Here is a 20,489-nt window from a genome sequence, read left to right on the forward strand (position 1 = left end):
GCATGAGCAATGAAAAGTGTTACGCCAAAAATAAAAAGAGGCCACATACACTGTTATTACCGTTATGGCATGTGACCTCTCAAAGAAGGAAGTGTTTTCAGGCTACCGCGCCTCCAGGTACCACTTCAAGCGTTGAAGAATGCGTTCGTTCTCCTTACGAATGGCGCGTACAAGAACCGGCTGCAAAAGGGTCACCAGACCCTTAGTACGCAACTTTAGCTCCCTGACAACCTGAGTACCGCCCTCCTTTGGCTGAAGCGTATAGCGTACATGTATATCGAGCACACCCGTGCGCGCCGCCTGATGAAAAGCAATACGTGAATGTGGCTCAAGCGCTGTGACCTCGCCCTGCATCTCCGAAGAGGGACCCTTATCCACATAGGCCGTGCCTACCTGTACCGGGCCATCAGTCGTAATAGTAGTCTCCCTAAACAGGTTCGACGCCGGTAGCCAGGACTTATAGCCGCGCAGGTCGGCAAGCACCTTGTACACTGTCTCCGGTGGGCGTTGAATGAATATGGTGAAGCGCAATTTAGCCATAATTTTTTTGTTACTCCTTCATTCTTTTCCCTTACATTATCATGCCAAAGAGAAAGTCTTGTAAAGTTCACTAATCTGCTTACTATGTAAGCTTTCGCGCCTTTGGCACCCATAGGTTTAAAAGTATATAGGTAGAGGCGTACTACTGGCTGGCGATCGCCAGCCAGTAGTACGCCTCTCCATACGCCTTATGTAAGACGATATTATTGTTGATCAATTGCTTACCAGCAAAAGACGAAAAGGCAAGAGAGCGCTGCCCTGTGGTCAGTGCAAGCCCCCTCTTGTCCATAAGAAGCAGCTAGTTTTTATCCTGCTGCCATTGTCGACTGATAGGCAGGATGTGCCAATCGGTCTCGAAGATACGCTCATGTAACTCCATCTCGACGATAGCGGCCAGGATAGTGCGTTGGCGCTCAGCGTCCTCAGCGTTGAGAATCTGTAAGGGCCAGTTGCCGCCACTAGAGCCAGAGAGATGTGGATGCAGAAAGCCGCGCCCATAGTGCGCCTTGATGATTATAGGTCGCAGTGGAGCGCGAGGGCCACGCATGACCTGGGCCGTCCGCTGTTTCGGCCAGGTCAGCTCAAAGCGTGTCTCCAGGCCACCCTGACCATCATTCTTTGGTCCAATAACACGCACCTGGCCTGTACCATCTAGAAATAGACAGTTGGCCTCCTCCAGGATCGACTGTACCACTGGAGTTAATAGCTCGACGGCCTTACGATAGATCTCTTCTTTCTCCGCACGACTTACCTGGCCTTCATAGGTTCCGGTACTGAGGTCGCGCAGGTGGCGCAGCAGGTCCTCTCGCCGTACGACCTCACTCATACTAACACCTCCTGAATGCAAACTTATCTGCGCGCAACTCCCTGATCCTGTTCGCGTGGCAACTGGAACCAGGTCTCGTTGCACACATTGAGTTCCTCTTCATCCAGTATCAGCTCGACGCCTTTTAGGCTATCGGTGAGTTGCTCAGGCCTGCTTGCCCCCAGTATGGCGCTGGTAATTCCAGGCTGCTGAAGCACCCAGGCCAGGGCAACATGGGTAAGGCTCTTATTACGTGGCGTGAAGAAATCATGGAGTTGTTCGACAGCCTCGAACATAGCCTCCTTCCAATAGCGACGCTGATAGAGCTGACCACTACCTCTAAGACTGAAGCGTGTCCCTTGCTGCACCTCTGGGGTTTGCCGGTAACGACCCGTCAGGACACCAGCGGCGAGGGGATTGTAAACGATGACGCCCAGGCCATGCGCGCGACAGAGAGGCAGAATCTCGTCTTCAATCATGCGAAACAGCATGTTATAACGCGGCTGATCGCTCACAAAGCTGGACAAACCATGCATTTTGCTGGTCCAGAGCGCATCTGCCAATTGCCAGGCAGGGAAATTTGAACAGCCAATATAGCGTACCTTACCCTCACGTACAAGCTGATCCAGGGCGCTCAGCGTCTCCTCTATGGGCGTCTGGGGATCGGGCCAATGCACCTGGTAGAGATCGAGATAGTCAGTTTGCAGACGATGCAGGCTGGCCTCGAAGGCTGCCAGGATATGCTTACGGCTCAGGCCCGACTGATTTGGCCCCTCGCCCATCGGGCCGCCGCACTTCGTCGCCAACACAATACGCTCGCGCGCCTTACGTACCCGCAGCCAGTTTCCCACAATCTCCTCGGTACGTCCCTGCAAGCCGGCCTCGGTATCAGGATAAATATTGGCTGTATCAAAGAAGTTGACGCCCGCCCTCTCCGCAATATCCATCATCTGAAAGGCCACCTCCTGGTTCGCCTGGTGGCCAAAGGTCATTGTCCCTAGCGCGACCTCGCTCACCTGCAAACCAGTATTACCCAGCCGTTTGAGCTTCATACATGCCCTCCTGCACAAAGTTGAAATAGATGGTGCTCCTTACACGTTACCACACAAACCATTACACAGGAATACAGTTGGCGGGCTAGAAGCAAAAATAAAGAGCGTGAGAGAACGCCATATTGGTCAAAAGCGCTCTCCCACGCTCTTAAACTTCATTTACTCAGCGATTGCAATCTCTTCTTGTGGTGAGGATGGTTTCTCGTCGAGACGGATGTGGTGCAGGTTGATCAGGGCGTAGAGGCCGCCCAGGATGATAAGAATGGCTGAGACGCTGAAGATGGTATCGATGGTGCCAAAGGTGACGCCAAATGCAGTTGCATGGAAACCCAGGAGCAGGTTACTGGCCAGAAAACCCGCCAGAACGGTTGAGAGCAGCGAGGCCAGGGTCAGAGACGGAGTAAGCACGGCAACGACCCGGCCCAGCAGTTCTCTCGGCGCGGCATGCAATAAGAGAGGAAACATGGCGGCATTCAAAGCGGCAATTGGAATGCCAACAAAGCTAATCACAATGAACGCGGGTACGAAGCTATTCATGCGCGAGTACAACAACATTAGCAAACCAGCCAAGACCAGGCAACCCCAATAGGTACGCACAACGCCCAGGCGCTGAGTGAAGAAGGCAGAGAGCAGCGCGCCCAGAATTGAACCCACACCAAGGCCCATGCCAATAACTCCATATAGGTTGGGATCGGTATGGAGATTTTGCGTGACAAAGAAGACATCGAGGGCATTCAAGGCTCCTGTACCAAGGGTAACAATGATGATGCTGATACTAAATTTCACGTGGAAGACTATCAAAAATAAATTTTCTCTCCATAAGGCTTTGGCTGGTTCTTACTATTTCCAGGTTATGCGCAAGACACAATCAGCCTGCTTACTTAGGTTGGCTCATGCAAAAAGAGCATTGAAACCGATCATTGAAGATATAGCGAATCCTTGACAATCACTGAGAATCATGGTACACTTTTCCTATGAAACTCAGTGATTACGCAAAACAACAAGGGGTCCGCTATGAGACGGCCTGGCGCTGGTTCCGAGACGGCAAGATTCAGGGTCGACGCGTGGGAGCGCACACTATCCTGATCGATGAACCTGCAAGATCCGCCAGCCCGGTGAAAGCTGTGACGGTGGTGTACACCCGCGTCTCCTCAGCCGAGAACAAGGCGAACCTGGACAGTCAGGCGGAGCGGCTCGTGGCGTACTGTGCGGCTCGTGGCTATCAGGTGAGCAAGGTGGTCAAAGAAATTGGTTCGGGGGTCAACGACAATCGGCCCAAGTTTCTGGCGCTCCTGGCTGATCCCAACGTCGGGCGGATTGTCATTGAACACAAAGACCGGGGGACGCGCTTTGGCTTTCGCTATATTGAGACGCTCCTCACCGCTTGCGGGCGGGAAATCGAGGTGGTCAATCAGGCCGAAAATGAGACCGAAGATCTGCTCACCGACCTGACGAGCATCATTTATAGCTTCTGTGCCAGACGCTATGGGCAGCGTCGAGCGAAACGAAAGACCGAGCGCATTGTCCAGGAATTGGAGGCGCAAGATGCACCTGGTTGAAAAGCATGTGATTGCGCAGACCGATCCGCGCTTTGCCTGCGTGGATGCAGCCTGTTTTGCCTCCAAGAATCTCTACAATGCCGCCCTCTATGAGTTGCGTCAAACGTTCTTTTTGACCAACACCAGCCTCTCCTATCCTGCGCTGGATAAGCGGATGCAAGAGCACGAAGCATACCGGGCGTTGCCTGCCAAAGTCGCGCAACAGGTGCTCAAGCAGGTCAGCACCGCCTGGTCGAGTTTCTGGGCGGCGCTTCTGGTGTATCGAGAGATCCCGGCAAAGTTCGTGGGGCGTCCTCAACTCCCAAAGTACTTGCCCAAGGCGAAGGGGCGTAACCTGCTCGTCTATACCATGCAAGCGGTGAGCCGAGGCAAACGGACCCTGGATCGGGGGATCATCCAGCCCTCGCAACTGGGCATCCAGGTGAAAACCCGGCAAGACCCCAAAGCCATCGCGCAGGTGCGCATGGTTCCCAAAGTGGGCTATGTCGTGGTCGCGCGTCATCTCTGAACACGAACCCACCGTCACGGCGGTTGATCCTGATCTGCTCGCCGGACTCGATCCGGGTATGGATAATCTGGCCACGCTAACTTCAAACAAACCAGGCTTTGTACCGGTGATTGTTAACGGGCGCGGCATCAAGTCCTGTAACCAGTATTATAACAAACAACGAGCAGTGCTCCAGAAATCCCTCGGACATCTTGGCCGAAGTCGGCGCGTGGAACAGTTGACGACTCGACGCAACCGGCGGATCGAGCACGACCTGCATACGGCCAGCCGCTTCCTGATTGATCTTTTGGTCGCCGAGGGGATCGGGACGTTGATCATCGGCAAGAATCCGTTGCAAAAACAAGCGATCCGCTTAGGGAAGCGCACCAATCAGCACTTTGTGCAGATCCCGCATGCGCGCTTCATTCAGATGCTGCAGTATAAAGCGGAATTGGTCGGCGTTCGCGTGATCCTCACCGAAGAGTCGTACACGAGCAAAGCCAGCTTGCTTGATCTCGACCCCCTGCCCGTGTATCGCAAAGGCGAGCAGGTGGCCTACCAGTTTAGCGGCAAGCGCATCGAGCGGGGACTGTATCGAGCAGCCGATGGGCGAGTCATCCATGCTGATGTCAATGGCGCAGGGAATATTATCCGCAAAGTAGCTCCTGGAGCTTTCGAGCGCAAGGGAGTAGAGGATGGGGAGTGCAGGGTCCATCTGCCGGTAGTCCATCCGGTGAGGAAGTCATTCCCTCACAAACCCGCTCGCGAGAAAATCCTGGCTCCTGTCAGGATTCGCTAGTCGCGACGGAACTATAACTGGCCTTCAATATAAAAACAATCCAGTAGACTGAGGACTTGTAGAGATGGCTTCTAGAGGCACCCTATGCGCTTTTTCCATTTTAACGTCCACTGGTGAATAAGAGAGAGTTCCTTCTGTGTGAGCTTTGTTGCCAGGTCTCTCTCCATCACAACACTAGCCCAGGCGTAAAAGAGATTCATGTCTCCTAAGGCTCCTCTCTTTTGTTCATAGCCCCTACGCCAGCCAGCTTCAAAGATCCTCAGCACGAGCAATTCTAAAATAGATCGTCTTCCAAGACTAGCATAACGAAGGATAGAGACTGTGCGGGCCGCATCAGCGCGAGGGTCGCCAGAGAGAGCATTCCTCCAATCAAGCACTGCAGTTATCTTGTTTCCGTCAGTCAGCACATTGAGAGGGTGATAATCCAGGTGAAGCAGCGTAAGAGCTTGCTGCTTCGCTCGGTGCAGGCACTCTTGCAGTGGCTTCTCGTCCGGGCCAGACCATTTGATCCACGCCTCGGGTTGCTGGCAGAGCACTTCAGGTGCAGCAAGGGTATGAATAGTGGCCTGCATCTGACCAAACAGCAACCCCTGAGACCAGGCTCGCCAGGGATGCGCAAGCAGTTCCTCAGCAATAGGCCTTCCTGGGAGCCAGGATAAAAGAAGTGCAGGATAATCGTGCCATTTCCCCATTGCATGAACCTGCGGCACAGGCAAACTTGCCGCCAGTGCGGCCTGCATTACCACTTGCTCGCGTTGGCAGTCATCATCCTCTCCCTTCTGGAAAACACGTAAGGCGTAGACCGTTCCAGCTTTTTCAACACGCCAGATAGCAGTATCTGTTCCTCCATGCACAGGGGCTACGGCAGTAACATCAAGCAAACCAAGTGTTTCAAGAATAGCATGTGGATCAAGGTGTTCATGTGACATACCCCGTTATTGCTCCTCAAATATCTTTGTTGGACATCTTTATCTCAACGGTTATTTTACCTCTTGCTTGCTGCATGTGAAAAGAGCATTTTAGAAGAGGCCTGGGGTTGCTATTGGAGCAAGTGGCTATATCCATGATGAGAGCGACGATCATTATCATGTGTCGCCATCAAGCTTCACGCGATTTTATTCGCTGCAACTCGCCTTTGTTGCCCTTCATGAGCGCAAACGAGGAAAGAGGAGCAGGGCATTCTCGCGCTCGACCAGGTGGATCTCCTGGCGGTCGAAGCCATCGTAGTTGCGCAGTTCTTTGATGTCGCGGGCGATGGCGTCGACTGGAACGAAGGGATAGTCACTGCCATAGAGAATGTGAGAGGGGTCGGCCAGGGCCTGGAGCGAGGGGAGCGAGTAGGGCGAGATTGACATGGCGACATCATAATAGAAACGCTTGAGCAGGGCTAGCATATGCTCGGGAGTACGATCACTGAGCTTGGCAAGCATTGCACCAGTCATCAGGCGCTTGGCCAGAAAGGGGACTGTACCTCCTGCGTGGGAGAGAATCAGGCGCAGCATGGGATAGCGCTCCATGGTGCCGCTGTATAATAGATTCGCGACCGCGCGCGTGGTATCGAAGGGGAATTCGTAGAGTGGCGCAGGAAGCCCGAAATGCGGCTGATCCTTGGATGGAGGAGTGGAGGGATGGATAAAGACTGGGATTCGTCTGCGGTTCAGCTCGGCGAAGAGTGGGTCAAAGATTGGAGAGCCAAGATAGGTTCCGCGATAGTTGGTGAGCAAGCCAATACCATCTAGCTTGAGCGTATCGAGCGCGTACTCTATCTCTTTGAGCGCTGCATCAGTGTCGGGCAAGGGAAGAATGGCGAAGGCGCCCAGGCGTGTGTGATGGCTCTGCACTAGCTCAGCCAGGAATGTATTGGCGCGGTGCGCCAGGGCCTGAGCTTTGACCTTCTCCCCAAAGTAGATGCCTGGCTCCGAGATCGAGACAATGGCAGCTGCAATGCCCTGCTGGTCCAGCATGGTGATCATGTCGTCGATATTCCAGTTGGGGAAGGACACACCCGGCACCGCCTCAGTAATACCCTCCTGGCGCAAAACCTCGACATAAAAGGGCGGAATAACATGATGATGCACATCTATACGATAGGGTATAAGCTCTGTGCTGCTCATAAGGCGCCACTCCTCAAGGCCCTTCTCCACACACTACGGGCCACGCTGAAAATGCTTATGCTGCCAATAATAGATTGACCAGCTTACACAAATAAACTGTACGCTTGAGTTGGTCTCTCTGACAGCATACTCTTCTCAGCCAAGAAGGAGATGAATACCAGATATTGACAAAGTGTGCAAAAGTGAGCTAAAATCATTACATGTACTCAGTTGCACAGTTTGCCAAGCAAATAGGTGTCAGTGTAAAAACCTTGCAGCGCTGGGATCGGGAAGGCCGCCTCAAAGCGAAACGAACCATTTCCGGGCGTCGCTACTATGATGAGGCCGATCTGGCTACGGCGCTTAACCTTCCTCAACGGCCAGCCATACGCCGAACGGTGGCCTATTGCCGGGTGTCAAGCCCCGCTCAACGACCGGATTTACACAACCAACGGGCCGCCTTAGAAAGCTACGCAGCCTCCAAGTCACTGGTGGTGGATGAGTGGATCATGGAAATCGGGGGCGGCCTCAATTTTGAGCGCAAGCGGTTTCTTCGGCTCGTCGATGCCATTATCGAAGGGCAGGTTTCGCGCCTGCTCATTGCCCATGAGGATCGGCTGGCTCGCTGTGGCTTTGCCCTGATCAAGCATCTGTGCGAGACTCATCACACGGAATTGGTTGTGATGAACACGGAGACACTTTCGCCCGAACAAGAGGTCGTGCAGGACTTGATGAGTATTGTCCACGATTTTAGTTCACGCTTGTACGGTCTCAGGAATTACCGCAAAGCCTTAGAGAAAGCGCTCAAGGATGAAAACCGCGCACAAAATACGGATCAACCCGACGCCTGAACAGGTGGAGTATCTCAAACGTGCCTGTGGTACGAGAAGGTTCATGTACAACTGGGGGAGAGAACAGTGGGAGAAACAGTATCAAGCGTACAAAGTGGAACGAGAAACGGTCCCCGAGGCCGAGCGCACGCTCACGTCCCCCAACGCGATGTCCCTGAAAAAGCAGTTCAACAAGATCCGGGAGCAGGAGTATCCGTGGACCTACGACGTGACGAAATGTGTGGTGGAAGGAGCTTTTGATGACCTGAAGAAAGCCTACGATAACTTCTTCGCAGGCCGAGCCGAGTATCCCAGGTACAAGAAAAAAGGAAAATCGCACGAATCCTTTTACCTTTCCAATGACAAATTCACCCTCGGCAGTCATTGGATGTCAATCCCAGGACTTGGCCGCTTCCTTCTGGATCAGCGCAAGATCGGGAAAGGACGAGGGAAACTGCTTCGCAAACTTGGGACCGTCAATCTCGCCGAAAAGCTGCGCTTTGTGGAGGAGGGAAAAGCGCCACAGCCGACGAAGAAGCGCAACCAGCGCAAGCAGGTCATCTGTGAGTCGGCCAAAATGTTGGGGGCAACGGTCTCCTGTGAAGCAGGTCATTGGTATGTGAGTATTCAGGTCGAGATCAAGAAACAGCGCTCTCCCACTCCCACGGCTGTCGTGGGGGTGGATGTAGGCATCAAGCAGGCTGCTGTGGTTTCCGATGGGCGACGACTTGAGAACCAAAAGCCGCTCGAACACCATCTGGGGAAGCTCGGCAAGCTGCAACGAACCCTTGCACGGAAGCAGAAAACGAAAGACCCGGAGACGGGCCGAACCGTTTTCGGCAAAAATTATGAGAAACAACGGGTGAAGGTGGCCCGCGAGCACCAGAAGATCGCCAATATTCGCCGGGATGTCCAGCACAAGTTTACCAGCGAACTGGCACGGACCGCTGGAGTGATCGGCATCGAAGACCTCCATCTGTTGGGGATGATGGCCAATCGCAAACTGGCGAGAGCTGTGGCTGATGCGGCGATGGGACAACTCTTGCAGTTCCTCAAGACCAAGGTCGCCACCGCAGGAGGAGACGTGTTCATTGCCTCGCGCTGGTTTCCTTCCACCAAACGGTGTTCGTGTTGTGGGCATGTCAAAAAGCGCATGCCACTCAAACATCGTACCTATCAATGCCTGATTTGTAAACGCATCCTGGACCGCGACCTGAATGCCGCGTTGAATCTCGCGTGGTTCGCCACCGACATGCTTCGCCAGCTTCACGCCTAAAGCTGGCCGTCCTGGGTAGTGGCTACGACCGATGACGTAAAAGCGCCTGTGGAGTCAATGTGAGACCGAAACGGGAGGGCTGATCCAAAGGTTCCCGTGCGCTGGCAACTGACGATGAAGCAGGAACAACTGACCGCTTAAGGGTGGGTTCGCTCACCTTTGAGTATGAGAAAGGTAGCAGAATGACTGCAAGTATAACATAGAATATTGCAAATTTCTGTTATAGAGCGTACAGCGGTGCGTTCGGCTTCGTGGTAGAATGCGCATGCTGGAATATTTTCGTGCTCTAGAGAGGGAGAATGCTGATGCCTGCGATCTATCATGCATGTCCAGTGGAGATGCAGGAGAACATGTTATATCCGCTGAATGGGCTTAAAGCGCTTTATCCAGAGCTTTATCAGCGCGAGATCGCTAAGTACCGGGATCATCCCAGTCGCTATGATTTGCCGCAACTCTTTGTGCCTAAGCTGAATTGTCGCTGGAGCGATGTGGTTTTCTGCTCACCGATCCATCCCTATCTTATCTATAAGGAGCTCCAGGCCCGAGGATTCACGCTCTCGCCGGACAAGACCTTCTTCCAAATACCTATTGAGGCCATTCGCGGTCTGCCTACCGCCATATATTATGATTCAAATGCTCATGGAGTTGCTGAGGCGCTACCCGAGGAGGCGGTAGCATGGCTCAAGCCTGAGAGCTACCAGGAACTAGAGCGGGTTCCGGAGGAGACGCTGGCGTGGTACGACCATTTGAAAAGCGTGGGGAGAAATGGGGCATACTTTGTGGGTGTGCCACATGTTCTGGTAAAGGGAGCTATTTCGATAAAAGAAGCAAGGATTGTGCGTTGGAGCGAGAAGATTTAAGGAGAAGAAGATATGACCAGTACGAAGCAAGGCTACTCGGGCTTCGCTGATGTGAATGGCATACGTATTTATTATGAGGTTGCGGGCAAGGTACAGTTTTAGAATGGCAACAAAAAAAGGGTTCGCAGCATCATTCTTCCACTGCGAACCCTTTTTCGTTCTGATGTCACCTGCCAAAGAAGTATTCCCTCAATTTTGCTGAGCCACGCTGGCCTGCTCCTGCTCCCCGTGCCGCTCGCCCTCTTGCTCGTGCTCAGGTCCGATCACAGACCGATCACTCACACCACAAGGACTCACCACACATGCGAAGAAACACTTGGGAAACAAGCCGTACGATCATTAGTACTGCTCCGCTCCACCTGTTACCAGGCGTCCACGCGCAGCCTATCCACCAGGTCTTCTTCCTGGGATCTTGACTCTTCCAAGAGAGTGGGAAAAGTTATCTTCGGGTCGGCTTCGCGCTTAGATGCTTTCAGCGCTTATCCCTTCTTGACGTAGCTACCCAGCTCTGGAGGAGGCCCCCCAACTGGCGCACTAGCGGTCAAGCCATCTCGGTCCTCTCGTACTGAAGATGACTCCCCTCACTTTTCCGACGCCCACGACGGATAGAGACCGAACTGTCTCGCGACGTTCTGAACCCAGCTCGCGTGCCGCTTTCATGGGCGAACAGCCCAACCCTTGGGACCTACTCCAGCCCCAGGATGCGACGAGCCGACATCGAGGTGCCAAACCTTGCCGTCGATGTGAACTCTTGGGCAAGATAAGCCTGTTATCCCCGGGGTAGCTTTTATCCGTTGAGCCACACTCCTTCCACACGGGAATGTGGGATCACTAAGCCCGACTTTCGTCCCTGCTCGGCTTGTCTGCCTTACAGTCAAGCTCCCTTGTGCCTTTACACTCTACAGAGGGTGATGTCCATCCACCCTGAGGGAACCTTTGGGCGCCTCCGTTACTCTTTGGGAGGCGACCGCCCCAGTCAAACTACCCATCTGGCCCTGTTCACGTCCCGGATCACGGTGACGTGTGAGACACAAACCATGGTGAGAGTGGTATTTCACTGCTGCCTCCCTCACCCCCACAAGGATGAGTTCTTAAGCTCCCACCTATGCTACGCACACCATACTTCGTTTCCAGGCCAAACTGTAGTAAAGCTCCACGGGGTCTTTTTGTCCTGTCGTGGGTAACCCGTATCTTCACGGGTACTTCAATTTCGCCGAGTCCTCTGTCGAGACAGCGCTCAAGTCGTTACTCCTTTCGTGCGGGTCGGAACTTACCCGACAAGGAATTTCGCTACCTTAGGACCGTTATAGTTACGGCCGCCGTTCACCGGGGCTTAGATTCGTGGCTACGCACACCACTCCTCGTAACCTTCCGGCACTGGGCAGGAGTCAGCCCCTATACTTCCGCTTTCGCGTTCGCAGAGACCTGTGTTTTTGGTAAACAGTCGCTTGAGCCGATTTCTTGCAACCTTCTCACCACCGCTCCGAAGAGCGACAGCTACGCAGGCACCCCTTCTTCCAAAGGTACGGGGTTAATTTGCCGAGTTCCTTAACAGAGGGTCGCTCGATCACCTGGGGAGATTTCCCCCTGCCTACCAGTGTCGGTTTGCGGTACGGGCGGAACAATTTCTGGCGAGAGGCTTTTCTTGACGGCCTGGGGACCAATGACTTCCGCACCCTCGCGGGCGCTCGGCCTCAGTGTTACGCATAATGCAACCGGGATTTTCCTCGGTCACGCGCTTCAACAGAGGCACCGATCCTGTCCATTCGATCGGCTCACCTTCCCTACCGCGTCCCCCCATTGCTCATAACGAAATGTTCCGGTGCAGGATTCTCTGACCTGCTTTCCATCGCCTACGGCATGACGCCCTCGGCTTAGGGCCCGACTCACCCTGGGACGATTGACGTTGCCCAGGAACCCTCAGGCATTCGGTGTGTCTGGTTCTCGCAGACATTGCGCTACTCATTCCGGCATTCTCACTTCTCTTACCTCCACCAGTCCTTGCGGTCTGGCTTCTCAGGCGTCGAGAACGCTCCCCTACCAATACAGCGAAAAGCTGTATTCCACGGCTTCGGTACGATGCTTAAGCCTCGATACGTTGTCGGTGCCATTGCACTCGACCAGTGAGCTATTACGCACTCTTTAAATGATGGCTGCTTCTAAGCCAACATCCTGGCTGTTTGGGCGCATTGACCCCCTTTGACACTGAGCATCGATTTGGAGACCTTAGCCGATGGTCTGGGCTGTTTCCCTTTTGACGACGAAGCTTAGCCCCCGCCGTCTCACTCGCGATAAACACGTAGTGGCATTCGGAGTTTGAGTAGGGTTGGTAACCCGCACAGGGCCCCTAGCCTATCCAGTGCTCTACCTCCACCACGCTCTTGGTCGCGGCTGTACCTCAATACATTTCGGGGAGAACCAGCTATCTCCGTGTTCGATTAGCATTTCACCCCTACCCACAAGTCATCCCCCAGTTTTGCAACACTGGTGGGTTCGAGCCTCGACGGACTGTTACATCCGCTTCACTCTGCTCATGGGTAGCTCACACGGTTTCGGGTCGCATCGCCGCTACATACACGCCTGTTTGAGACTCGGTTGCCCTCTGGCTCCCCAGCTTTAGCGCTGGTTAACCTGCAACGTGCGATGCACTCGCCGGATCATTCTACAAAAGGCACGCCATCAGCCCTTAGTCTCTCATGAGACAGTGGCCTCTGACTGCTTGTGAGTACGTGGTTTCAGGGACTCTTTCATCCCCCTCTCGGGGTACTTTTCACCTTTCCCTCACGGTACTTGTTCGCTATCGGTCGCTGAAGTTCTTTAGCCTTGGAGGGTGGTCCCCCCAGCTTCCCACAAGATTGCACGTGTCTCGTGGTACTCAGGATCCTCCCCACACCCTTCTCCTCGTCCTCTACGGGACTCTCACCCCCTCTGGTGGCACGTTCCAATGCCTTCGAGTAAGGAAAAGTGTGCTGATGGAAGTCCTACAACCCCGCCTATTCCAAGGAATAGATGGTTTGGGCTCTTCCCGGTTCGCTCGCCACTACTACGGGAATCTCGGTTGATTTCTCTTACGCAGGCTACTGAGATGTTTCAGTTCACCCACGATCCTCCATATCGCCTATGTGTTCAGCGATAGGTCTCCAGACATGACTCTGGAGGGGTTGCCCCATTCGGACTCTCAGGGCTCATCGCTTGGATGCAGCTCCCCCTGAATGTTTCGCCGGTCTCCGCGTCCTTCATCGGTCTTCAGCGCCAAGGCATCCACCTCGTACTCTGTTTCGCTTGTTCTGCCTTGTCTGCTTCTTCTTGTTGGTTAGTTACCCTTGTTGTATGGGATCTCGGTCTTCTTTCTTCACTGTCACGAGCGTGACATGACTCACGTCACGGTTGGGCATTCGCATGCCAACGTGCTCGCTCAGCAAAATTGAAGGATACTTCTTTGGTTGTTCAGGTACAATGCGGGCTTCGGATCTGGAAAAAACCAGCGGCCGAACCGCTCAAGAGTGGAAGCAGGGTAGCAACGGACAGGTCGTTCCTGTTCGACCTGAGAGTGCAGTATCACGAGGATACTGATGACTCCCTAGAAAGGAGGTGATCCAGCCGCACCTTCCGGTACAGCTACCTTGTTACGACTTCACCCCAATCACCGACCCCACCCTCGACGCCTGCCTCTCCGAAGAGTTAGCCTGGCGGCTTCAGGTGTTGCCGACTTTCGTGGTGTGACGGGCGGTGTGTACAAGACCCGGGAACGTATTCACCGTAGTGTGCTGACCTACGGTTACTAGCAACTCCACCTTCATGCAGGCGAGTTTCAGCCTGCAATCTGAACTGAGACCAGGTTTTTGAGCTTGGCTCCCCCTCGCGGGTTGGCATCCCTTTGTTTCTGGCCATTGTAGCGTGTGTGTCGCCCAAGTCGTAAGGGCCGTGCTGACTTGACGTCATCCCCGCCTTCCTCCCGTGAGGGCAGTTCCGCCTAGAAGATGTAATAGGCAGTAGGGGTTGCGCTCGTTGCGGGACTTAACCCAACATCTCACGACACGAGCTGACGACAGCCATGCAGCACCTGTGCAAACGCCCCGAAGGGACAGCGCATTACCGCTGGTGCATCTGCATGTCAAGACTTGGTAAGGTTCTTCGCGTTGCATCGAATTAAACCACACGCTCCGCTGCTTGTGCGGGTCCCCGTCAATTCCTTTGAGTTTTAATCTTGCGACCGTACTCCCCAGGCGGACCACTTATTGCGTTTGCGACGGCACGGAAGGGGTCGATACCTCCCACACCTAGTGGTCATCGTTTACGGCTAGGACTACCAGGGTATCTAATCCTGTTCGCTCCCCTAGCTTTCGCACCTGAGCGTCAGATGCTTCCCAGGACACTGCCTTCGCCATTGGTGTTCCTCCGGATCTCTACGCATTTCACCACTCCACCCGGAATTCCGTGTCCCTCTGAAGCCCTCAAGTCTCGCCGTTTCCGAAGACCTTTCCCAGTTGAGCCGGGAACTGTCACTCCAGACGTACGAAACCGCCTGCGTGCGCTTTACGCCCAGTAACTCCGGACAACGCTCGCCCCCTACGTATTACCGCGGCTGCTGGCACGTAGTTAGCCGGGGCTTATTCCTTGGGTACCGTCCGTTCTCGTCCCCAAGAAAAGCAGTTTACACTCCGAAAAGCGTCCTCCTGCACGCGGCGTTGCTCGTTCAGGGTTGCCCCCATTGACGAAAATTCCTCACTGCTGCCCCCCGTAGGAGTCTGGGCCGTTCTCAATCCCAGTGTGGCTGACCATCCTCTCAGACCAGCTACCGATCGTGGCCTTGGTGAGCTCTTACCTCACCAACAAGCTAATCGGCCACAGGCCCATCCCAAGGCGCCCTTACGAGCTTTGTTCCCGGAGGAACATATGCGGTATTGTCGGCGATTTCTCGCCGGTATTCCTCACCTCGGGGCAGGTACCCATGTGTTACTCACCCGTCCGCCACTCCCTCTCTTGCGAGAGGGCGTTCGACTTGCATGTGTTAGGCACGCCGCCAGCGTTTATCCTGAGCCAGGATCAAACTCGCCATTCAAGTGATGAATGTATCTCACAGATACCAACAGGCATCTGTAATGATCATGTAGTTTGCGTCCAGGCTAGAAGCACGTTGTCGTTACTTCATTGCTTTGTTCGCAGAATTGACAGGAACGGTGTTCTTCGCGATTGAAAGATGCTCAATCAACGAAGTTCCGTTGTACTTCTGCATTCCACTCTTCAGTTGTTCAGGGTGCTCTGGTTCGTTCTTCTTTTGCGTGATGAACCGCAACCCGGCAAGCCCATGAGCTTGCGCTTGTGTGTCGCTCCGGCGTTCGCGGTGTTCGTGTTCGCCGTTGACTGTGTCAGTATCGCATACTCTTTGCGCTTTGTCAAGTACTTTTCTGACTTCTTTTTGCGATCGCGGAAAACTCGTTTTCAGTCGTGCAAAATCTGGTCAGGAACCCTCTCTGCATCCTGTCAGAGACAGCACAAAGTCACGTCCACTCTTCTCTGGAGAGAACGTGTCATGCAGCGGGGGAAGTACCCGTGGCGAGCCACCTTAGCGTGGCGCCTGGGCATCTGCGATCCTGCGCTTCAAAAGCGAGGTACAGACGCCGGGTAAATCGGACAGGAGCACCGATCAGGCCGGTGATTGTCGCTGTTTACCGTGTGTTTGGAGTGAGGGCATTATCCCACAGCCTTCCGACACTGTCAAGCTGTGCAAATAGACCCACCCATATGGGTAATGCCCCCAGCCCAGTAGCCGCTACTTGCGTACGCGGCTACTGGGCTGGGGGCGTTAGTCCATGCAAGCATGGACCCTACATGGGGTTTGTTCGCGTGCCATCATCAATGCATGCCACTCTTTTCAAAAAGGGATAGCTTGTTCCTCTTTCACGGTGACAAACCAGTCATTGAGCAGTGAGTTATGGTGGGCAATAATTTGAGGAGCTGTAAGTTCGCCTCTTTGCCAGGTACTATGGCCGTCTTTGACCAGGGTGACATCATAATCCCGGCTACAAGCCTCCCGGCAAATTGTGTCAACACATAGTTCCGTTTGAATGCCAGTGATAACGAGCTTTTGGATCTGGTGGTTGACCAGATACTCTTCAAGTGAAGTCTGATAAAAAGAGGAGGACATATGCTTCTGGATAATGGCGTCTTGTGAATAAGGCGCAAGAGCGGGATGGATCTGCCAGCCTGCGCTCCCCACTTCCATAGGATGTCCCTGGCGCTGACTACCATGCTGGATGTAGATAATGGGTATCTGGGCTGAGCGCGCCCTCGCGATGAGGCGCACAATCGTTGTAAGCAGTTGTTCACCCTGATACACCGGGTTCTCAGGCGAGAACATGTTGACCTGGACATCAACAATGATAAGCGCGGTATCAGTAATTTCCATAAAGCATCCTTCCATAGATATTTAAAGCATACATATCATAATTTCGAAAATACGACAACGTTAGATGAAGTACGTATGCTGATAGCATTGTAACCTTGCAAACATATGCTATCAGCATGCATTTGCTCTTTTCACTCAGAAAGAATCTCGTGTATCATTTTGTTCAGTGCATTCCGGGGAAGGAAAAAGAAAAACATGAGAATTCTTATTTTTGGCGGGACTGGTTTTCTGGGTCGCCATCTTGTTCAGGCAGCGTTAGAGCGCCAGCATACAGTAACACTCTTTAATCGTGGACTCTCGCATCCCGAATTGTTTCCGCAGGTGGAGCAGATCCATGGTGACCGCGAGAGCGATCTCCAGTTGCTTCATGGGCGCATCTGGGATGCAGTGATTGATTCCAACGGACAAATTCCGCGCCAGGTACACGAAAGTGCTAGCTTGTTAGCAGAGAGCACTGACCATTATACCTTTATCTCTACTACTTCGGTCTACGCAGACTTTAGCGTTGCGCCAATCAATGAGCTCTCACCACTCTCAAAACTCGAAGACACCGCCATTGAGACCCAAACACGGGAGACTTACGGAGCACGTAAAGCACTCTGTGAGCACTATGCGGAGCAGGCGCTACCCAACCGCGTGCTGGTTATTCGCCCAGGCCTCATCGTGGGACCACATGACCCCACTGATCGCTTTATCTACTGGCCTCATCGTATCGCTCAAGGTGGCCAGGTTTTAGCACCCGGTAATCCAGAGCAGCCAGTTCAGTTTATCGATGTGCGTGACCTGGCGGCGTGGTGCATTGCTATGGCCGAAGCGCGCCAAACTGGTATTTATAACGCGAAGGGACCTGGTAGTCCATTAACGATGCGTCAACTCTTGGAATGTTGCCGCCAGGTGAGTGGCGGCAACGCACAATTTGAGTGGGTAGATGAGCAGTTTCTCCTGGAGCAAGAGGTCACGCCCTATCTTCAATTACCCCTCTGGGTACCCAGTGAGATGGTCGGCTTTGCACGGGTTGATTGTAGCAAGGCAATTGCTGCGGGCCTGCGCTTTCATCCGCTTACCGAAACAATCCAGGATACTCTTGATTGGGACGCTACCCGCCCAGCAAACAACGTATTGCATGCTGGCCTCGCGCCTGAACGTGAGCAACAGCTTTTACGTGCCTGGCACTTGAAATTGAAGGAATAGTGAGTTATGGAGCGGCTGTGGGGTCGGGTTCGTATTTGACTGTGGCCTCGCCGGTCAGGACCCTGGCTCCATCCTGGTTGATGCAGTCAGTTTGGAGGAAGACCAGGCCTTTGTCAGCACGGACTTTGGTGACCTCGACGCTCACGGTTATGGTATCGCCGATGTAGACGGGGGCGGAGAACTTCAGGGTTTGCCCCAGGTAGATGCTGCCTGGTCCCGGCAGTTCAGTACCGATAAGCGCGGAGATCATGGAGCCTGTGAGGAAGCCGTGCGCGATGCGGCGACCAAAGCGCGATTGGGCGGCGTAGGCCTCATTTAAGTGAACGGGATTCGTGTCGCCACTCACCTCGGCGAAGCGCACAATGTCCTGGTCAGTAATGGTGCGGGTGCGGGTGACCCTGGCTCCGACGGATGGCAGGTTGGGCTCAAGCTCTGCGGTCATATACAGATCTCCTTATGAAAATAAGCTAGTACGGTTTGGTTGCGTTTTTTATTTCGGAGTGTCTTTGTGGGCTGGCTGGGCCAGGCCTTGCTCGATAAAGCTCATGAGGGGTTCGAAGACTTCGGGTGGTAGGTCATGGATCTGGGCAGACTCCTCCTGGCTATCCGCAGGCCAGATGAGATAGCGCAGGGCGACGAAATGACCTATTCCCATCAGGGCATATGCCAGGGGTTCGGGTTCCATGTCTCTTACCGTTCCCTCAGACATAGCCGAGCGGAGACCGCGAATGTAGCCCTGGCTGATGCCCTGGTAATACTCCTGCGCGGCCTCAGGGGCTACACGCTCCGCCTCCTGGACGATGCGATAGAGACCCCGGTGCGAGGCGACAAAGCTAAAGAAGGCCTTAAAGCCACGCCTTTCCGTCTCCAGGCGACCTGAGGAACCAGCCGTGGCCTGGCGCAGTGCTCCACGCAATTGCTGGCTAAGGTCACGCACCAGCTCGGCGAAGATGTCACGTTTAGTTGGGAAATAAATATAGAACGTGCCCTGCGCCACCTTCGCACGCCGCGTGATCTCTGAGACACTGGCCTCGTAGTAACCTATTTCGCCAAAGACTTCCTCGGCTACATCCAGGATACGGCGACGCGTGGCCTCGCCCCTGGCGGTGAGTGGGGTGTTTCCTTTGGCCTGCTTCTCCGCGCCTTCCTCCGGCTGCGAAGTCGTTGAGGTGTGTTCTTGCATCTATCCAACTCCCCTTTATGATCTAGAACTCGTCACTGTCCATAATCGCATATTCATTATCGGCTGTCTATTTTTTATTTGCCCGCTTGACTTTCCTGGAGATGGTTGAGTACCATATATGAAAGGTGACTCAACTGTCATATTATAACACAAGGGGGTAATGGCGTGAGCCTGGAACAGAATGCGTCACAGGAGCAGAGCGGCTTCAGAGCGATAGAGGGCGAGGATGGAGGGCTGGCGGCGCCGATTGGGCTGGTGGCATTCGCGACCTATTTACCGGAGCAGGTACAGGATGCGGCCTATATTGCTGAACAGAGTGGGATTCCCGAGGAGATCGTGCGCGGGAAGCTTGGGATTGAGCAGAAGCGGCGGGCGAGCTATGAAGATCAGACCTCGGTTATGGCGGTAAGGGCGGCGCAGAGGGTGTTGGAACTGGCGGAGCTTGAGCCGGGAGAGATTGACCTAGTGCTCTACTCGGGAAGCATGCACAAGGATTTCTATGTCTGGTCGGCGGCAAATCGCATTCAGCACCTGCTGGGGGCCAAAAACGCCTACGCCTTTGAGTTGGCGGCTCTCTGCACAACAAATGTGCTGGCGCTCAAGGTCGCGCGCGACTTGATGCGTTCGGATACGCGGCTGCGCACGGTCTTGATCTGTGGTGGGCATCGGACGGCGGACCTGATTGATTTTCGCGAGGCCTCCAGTCGCTTCCTCTTCAATCTCTCAGATGGAGGGAGCGCGATGCTGCTGAAGCGCGATTACGCGCTGAACCAGGTGCTGGGCTCGGCCTTTATCACGGATGGCTCGCTGGCAGAGGATGTGATTATTCCTGCGGGCGGGACGAGGCACCCAACCTCGCGCGAGACATTGGAGCAGGGACTGCATACCTTTCATGTTCCAGATACTGAGCACCTGCGCCAGGGGCTGGACCTTATTTCAGAACAGCGTTTTGTGCAGGTGGTAAGCGACGCTGTAGAGCGCAGTGGGTACCACGTGGAGGATATTGATCTGCTCGCGATCAATCACATGAAGCCCTCGATGCATCGCCGCATCCTCTCCATGCTTCATCTCAGTGAAGAGCAGTCAATCTATCTCTCGGATTATGGCCATATTGGCGCGCCCGACCAGGTTTTGGCCCTGGAACTGGCACAACAACGCGATATGCTTCGCCCAGGGCAACTGGTCGTCCTGGCAAGCGCGGGCCTGGGCTTTACCTGGGGCGCGACGGCGTTGCGTTGGGGCTAACCTGAGCACAGAAAGTAGGTGGCACAACGCTGCTAAAGCACGCGTTTACATATAATAGCGCGACACGCCTCGTAACATAATATGTAAACCGTACTTTAGCAGCGTCAATCACACTCTTTCATTCTGGTTGTGTTTCAATCGATTTTCATGCATACTTGTT

General features: G+C 54.0%; 17 protein-coding genes and 2 rRNA genes. 8 read left to right on the forward strand and 11 right to left on the reverse strand.

Annotated elements, in window-relative coordinates; all coding sequences use genetic code 11:
- Positions 1–102: 102 nt before the first annotated feature.
- From KTE_RS28545 to KTE_RS28565, 4 genes are all read right to left on the reverse strand, one after another.
- Positions 103–540, reverse strand: coding sequence for an SRPBCC family protein (locus KTE_RS28545; RefSeq protein WP_201387420.1), 438 nt, complete (start codon positions 538–540; stop codon positions 103–105).
- Between the two features lie 298 nt (positions 541–838).
- Complete coding sequence (locus KTE_RS28555) at positions 839–1,366, reverse strand: hypothetical protein (protein WP_201387424.1); 528 nt, start codon at positions 1,364–1,366, stop codon at positions 839–841.
- Positions 1,367–1,389: 23 nt separating this feature from the next.
- A complete protein-coding gene (locus KTE_RS28560; protein ID WP_201387425.1) occupies positions 1,390–2,397 on the reverse strand; it encodes an aldo/keto reductase in 1,008 nt (335 codons plus the stop codon).
- Positions 2,398–2,556: 159 nt separating this feature from the next.
- Positions 2,557–3,198: an MFS transporter gene (locus KTE_RS28565; protein ID WP_201387427.1), complete on the reverse strand. Its 642-nt coding sequence runs from the start codon at positions 3,196–3,198 to the stop codon at positions 2,557–2,559.
- 173 nt (positions 3,199–3,371) lie between these two features.
- On the opposite strand from KTE_RS28565, the gene KTE_RS28570 reads away from it, so the two are divergent.
- From KTE_RS28570 to KTE_RS47960, 3 genes are read left to right on the forward strand one after another with little or no spacing between them, the layout of a single operon-like run.
- Positions 3,372–3,956: an IS607 family transposase gene (locus KTE_RS28570; protein ID WP_201387429.1), complete on the forward strand. Its 585-nt coding sequence runs from the start codon at positions 3,372–3,374 to the stop codon at positions 3,954–3,956.
- Complete coding sequence (locus KTE_RS47955) at positions 3,943–4,464, forward strand: hypothetical protein (protein ID WP_236600713.1); 522 nt, start codon at positions 3,943–3,945, stop codon at positions 4,462–4,464. The genes KTE_RS28570 and KTE_RS47955 overlap by 14 nt, the downstream gene beginning before the upstream one ends.
- Positions 4,439–5,242: a transposase gene (locus KTE_RS47960; protein WP_236600714.1), complete on the forward strand. Its 804-nt coding sequence runs from the start codon at positions 4,439–4,441 to the stop codon at positions 5,240–5,242. The genes KTE_RS47955 and KTE_RS47960 overlap by 26 nt, the downstream gene beginning before the upstream one ends.
- Positions 5,243–5,313: 71 nt before the next feature.
- Here KTE_RS47960 and KTE_RS28580 read toward each other — a convergent pair whose 3' ends face one another.
- Together KTE_RS28580 and KTE_RS28585 are read right to left on the reverse strand one after the other, a co-directional pair.
- On the reverse strand, positions 5,314–6,171 hold the full coding sequence (locus tag KTE_RS28580; protein ID WP_201387431.1) for a phosphotransferase family protein: 858 nt from the start codon (positions 6,169–6,171) through the stop codon (positions 5,314–5,316).
- Between the two features lie 216 nt (positions 6,172–6,387).
- A complete protein-coding gene (locus tag KTE_RS28585) occupies positions 6,388–7,356 on the reverse strand; it encodes an amidohydrolase family protein (protein ID WP_201387433.1) in 969 nt (322 codons plus the stop codon).
- 200 nt (positions 7,357–7,556) lie between these two features.
- Here KTE_RS28585 and KTE_RS28590 point away from each other — a divergent pair, with 200 nt between their 5' ends.
- The 3 genes from KTE_RS28590 (at position 7,557) to KTE_RS28600 (ending at position 10,301) form a co-directional block, all read left to right on the forward strand.
- On the forward strand, positions 7,557–8,186 hold the full coding sequence (locus KTE_RS28590) for an IS607 family transposase (RefSeq protein WP_201387435.1): 630 nt from the start codon (positions 7,557–7,559) through the stop codon (positions 8,184–8,186).
- On the forward strand, positions 8,146–9,441 hold the full coding sequence (locus tag KTE_RS28595; RefSeq protein ID WP_201387438.1) for an RNA-guided endonuclease TnpB family protein: 1,296 nt from the start codon (positions 8,146–8,148) through the stop codon (positions 9,439–9,441). The genes KTE_RS28590 and KTE_RS28595 overlap by 41 nt, the downstream gene beginning before the upstream one ends.
- 305 nt (positions 9,442–9,746) lie before the next feature.
- The gene (locus KTE_RS28600; RefSeq protein ID WP_201387440.1) at positions 9,747–10,301 is read left to right on the forward strand and encodes a hypothetical protein; all 555 of its coding nucleotides are present in this window, start codon (positions 9,747–9,749) and stop codon (positions 10,299–10,301) included.
- Positions 10,302–10,620: 319 nt separating this feature from the next.
- On the opposite strand, the gene KTE_RS28605 is transcribed toward KTE_RS28600, so the two are convergent.
- From KTE_RS28605 to KTE_RS28615, 3 genes are all read right to left on the reverse strand, one after another.
- Positions 10,621–13,589: ribosomal RNA gene (locus tag KTE_RS28605) — 23S ribosomal RNA — on the reverse strand.
- Positions 13,590–13,885: 296 nt separating this feature from the next.
- Positions 13,886–15,363, reverse strand: a 16S ribosomal RNA gene (locus tag KTE_RS28610).
- The 16S and 23S rRNA genes sit together here, the layout of an rRNA operon.
- Before the next feature lie 813 nt (positions 15,364–16,176).
- Complete coding sequence (locus KTE_RS28615) at positions 16,177–16,710, reverse strand: cysteine hydrolase family protein (RefSeq protein WP_201387442.1); 534 nt, start codon at positions 16,708–16,710, stop codon at positions 16,177–16,179.
- A gap of 195 nt (positions 16,711–16,905) precedes the next feature.
- Between KTE_RS28615 and KTE_RS28620 the strand changes: the two genes are divergently transcribed.
- Positions 16,906–17,901, forward strand: a complete 996-nt coding sequence (locus tag KTE_RS28620) for an NAD-dependent epimerase/dehydratase family protein (RefSeq protein WP_201387444.1) — start codon at positions 16,906–16,908, stop codon at positions 17,899–17,901.
- A 4-nt stretch (positions 17,902–17,905) separates the two neighbouring features.
- On the opposite strand, the gene KTE_RS28625 is transcribed toward KTE_RS28620, so the two are convergent.
- Entirely contained in the window at positions 17,906–18,343 is a 438-nt protein-coding gene (locus KTE_RS28625) for a MaoC family dehydratase (protein WP_201387446.1), read from the reverse strand.
- A gap of 48 nt (positions 18,344–18,391) precedes the next feature.
- On the reverse strand, positions 18,392–19,084 hold the full coding sequence (locus KTE_RS28630; protein ID WP_201387448.1) for a TetR/AcrR family transcriptional regulator: 693 nt from the start codon (positions 19,082–19,084) through the stop codon (positions 18,392–18,394).
- 165 nt (positions 19,085–19,249) lie between these two features.
- On the opposite strand from KTE_RS28630, the gene KTE_RS28635 reads away from it, so the two are divergent.
- Positions 19,250–20,329: a 3-oxoacyl-ACP synthase gene (locus KTE_RS28635; RefSeq protein WP_201387450.1), complete on the forward strand. Its 1,080-nt coding sequence runs from the start codon at positions 19,250–19,252 to the stop codon at positions 20,327–20,329.
- Positions 20,330–20,489 lie beyond the last annotated feature (160 nt).

The organism is Ktedonobacter sp. SOSP1-85 (genome assembly GCF_016587415.1).
Lineage (GTDB): Bacteria > Chloroflexota > Ktedonobacteria > Ktedonobacterales > Ktedonobacteraceae > Ktedonobacter.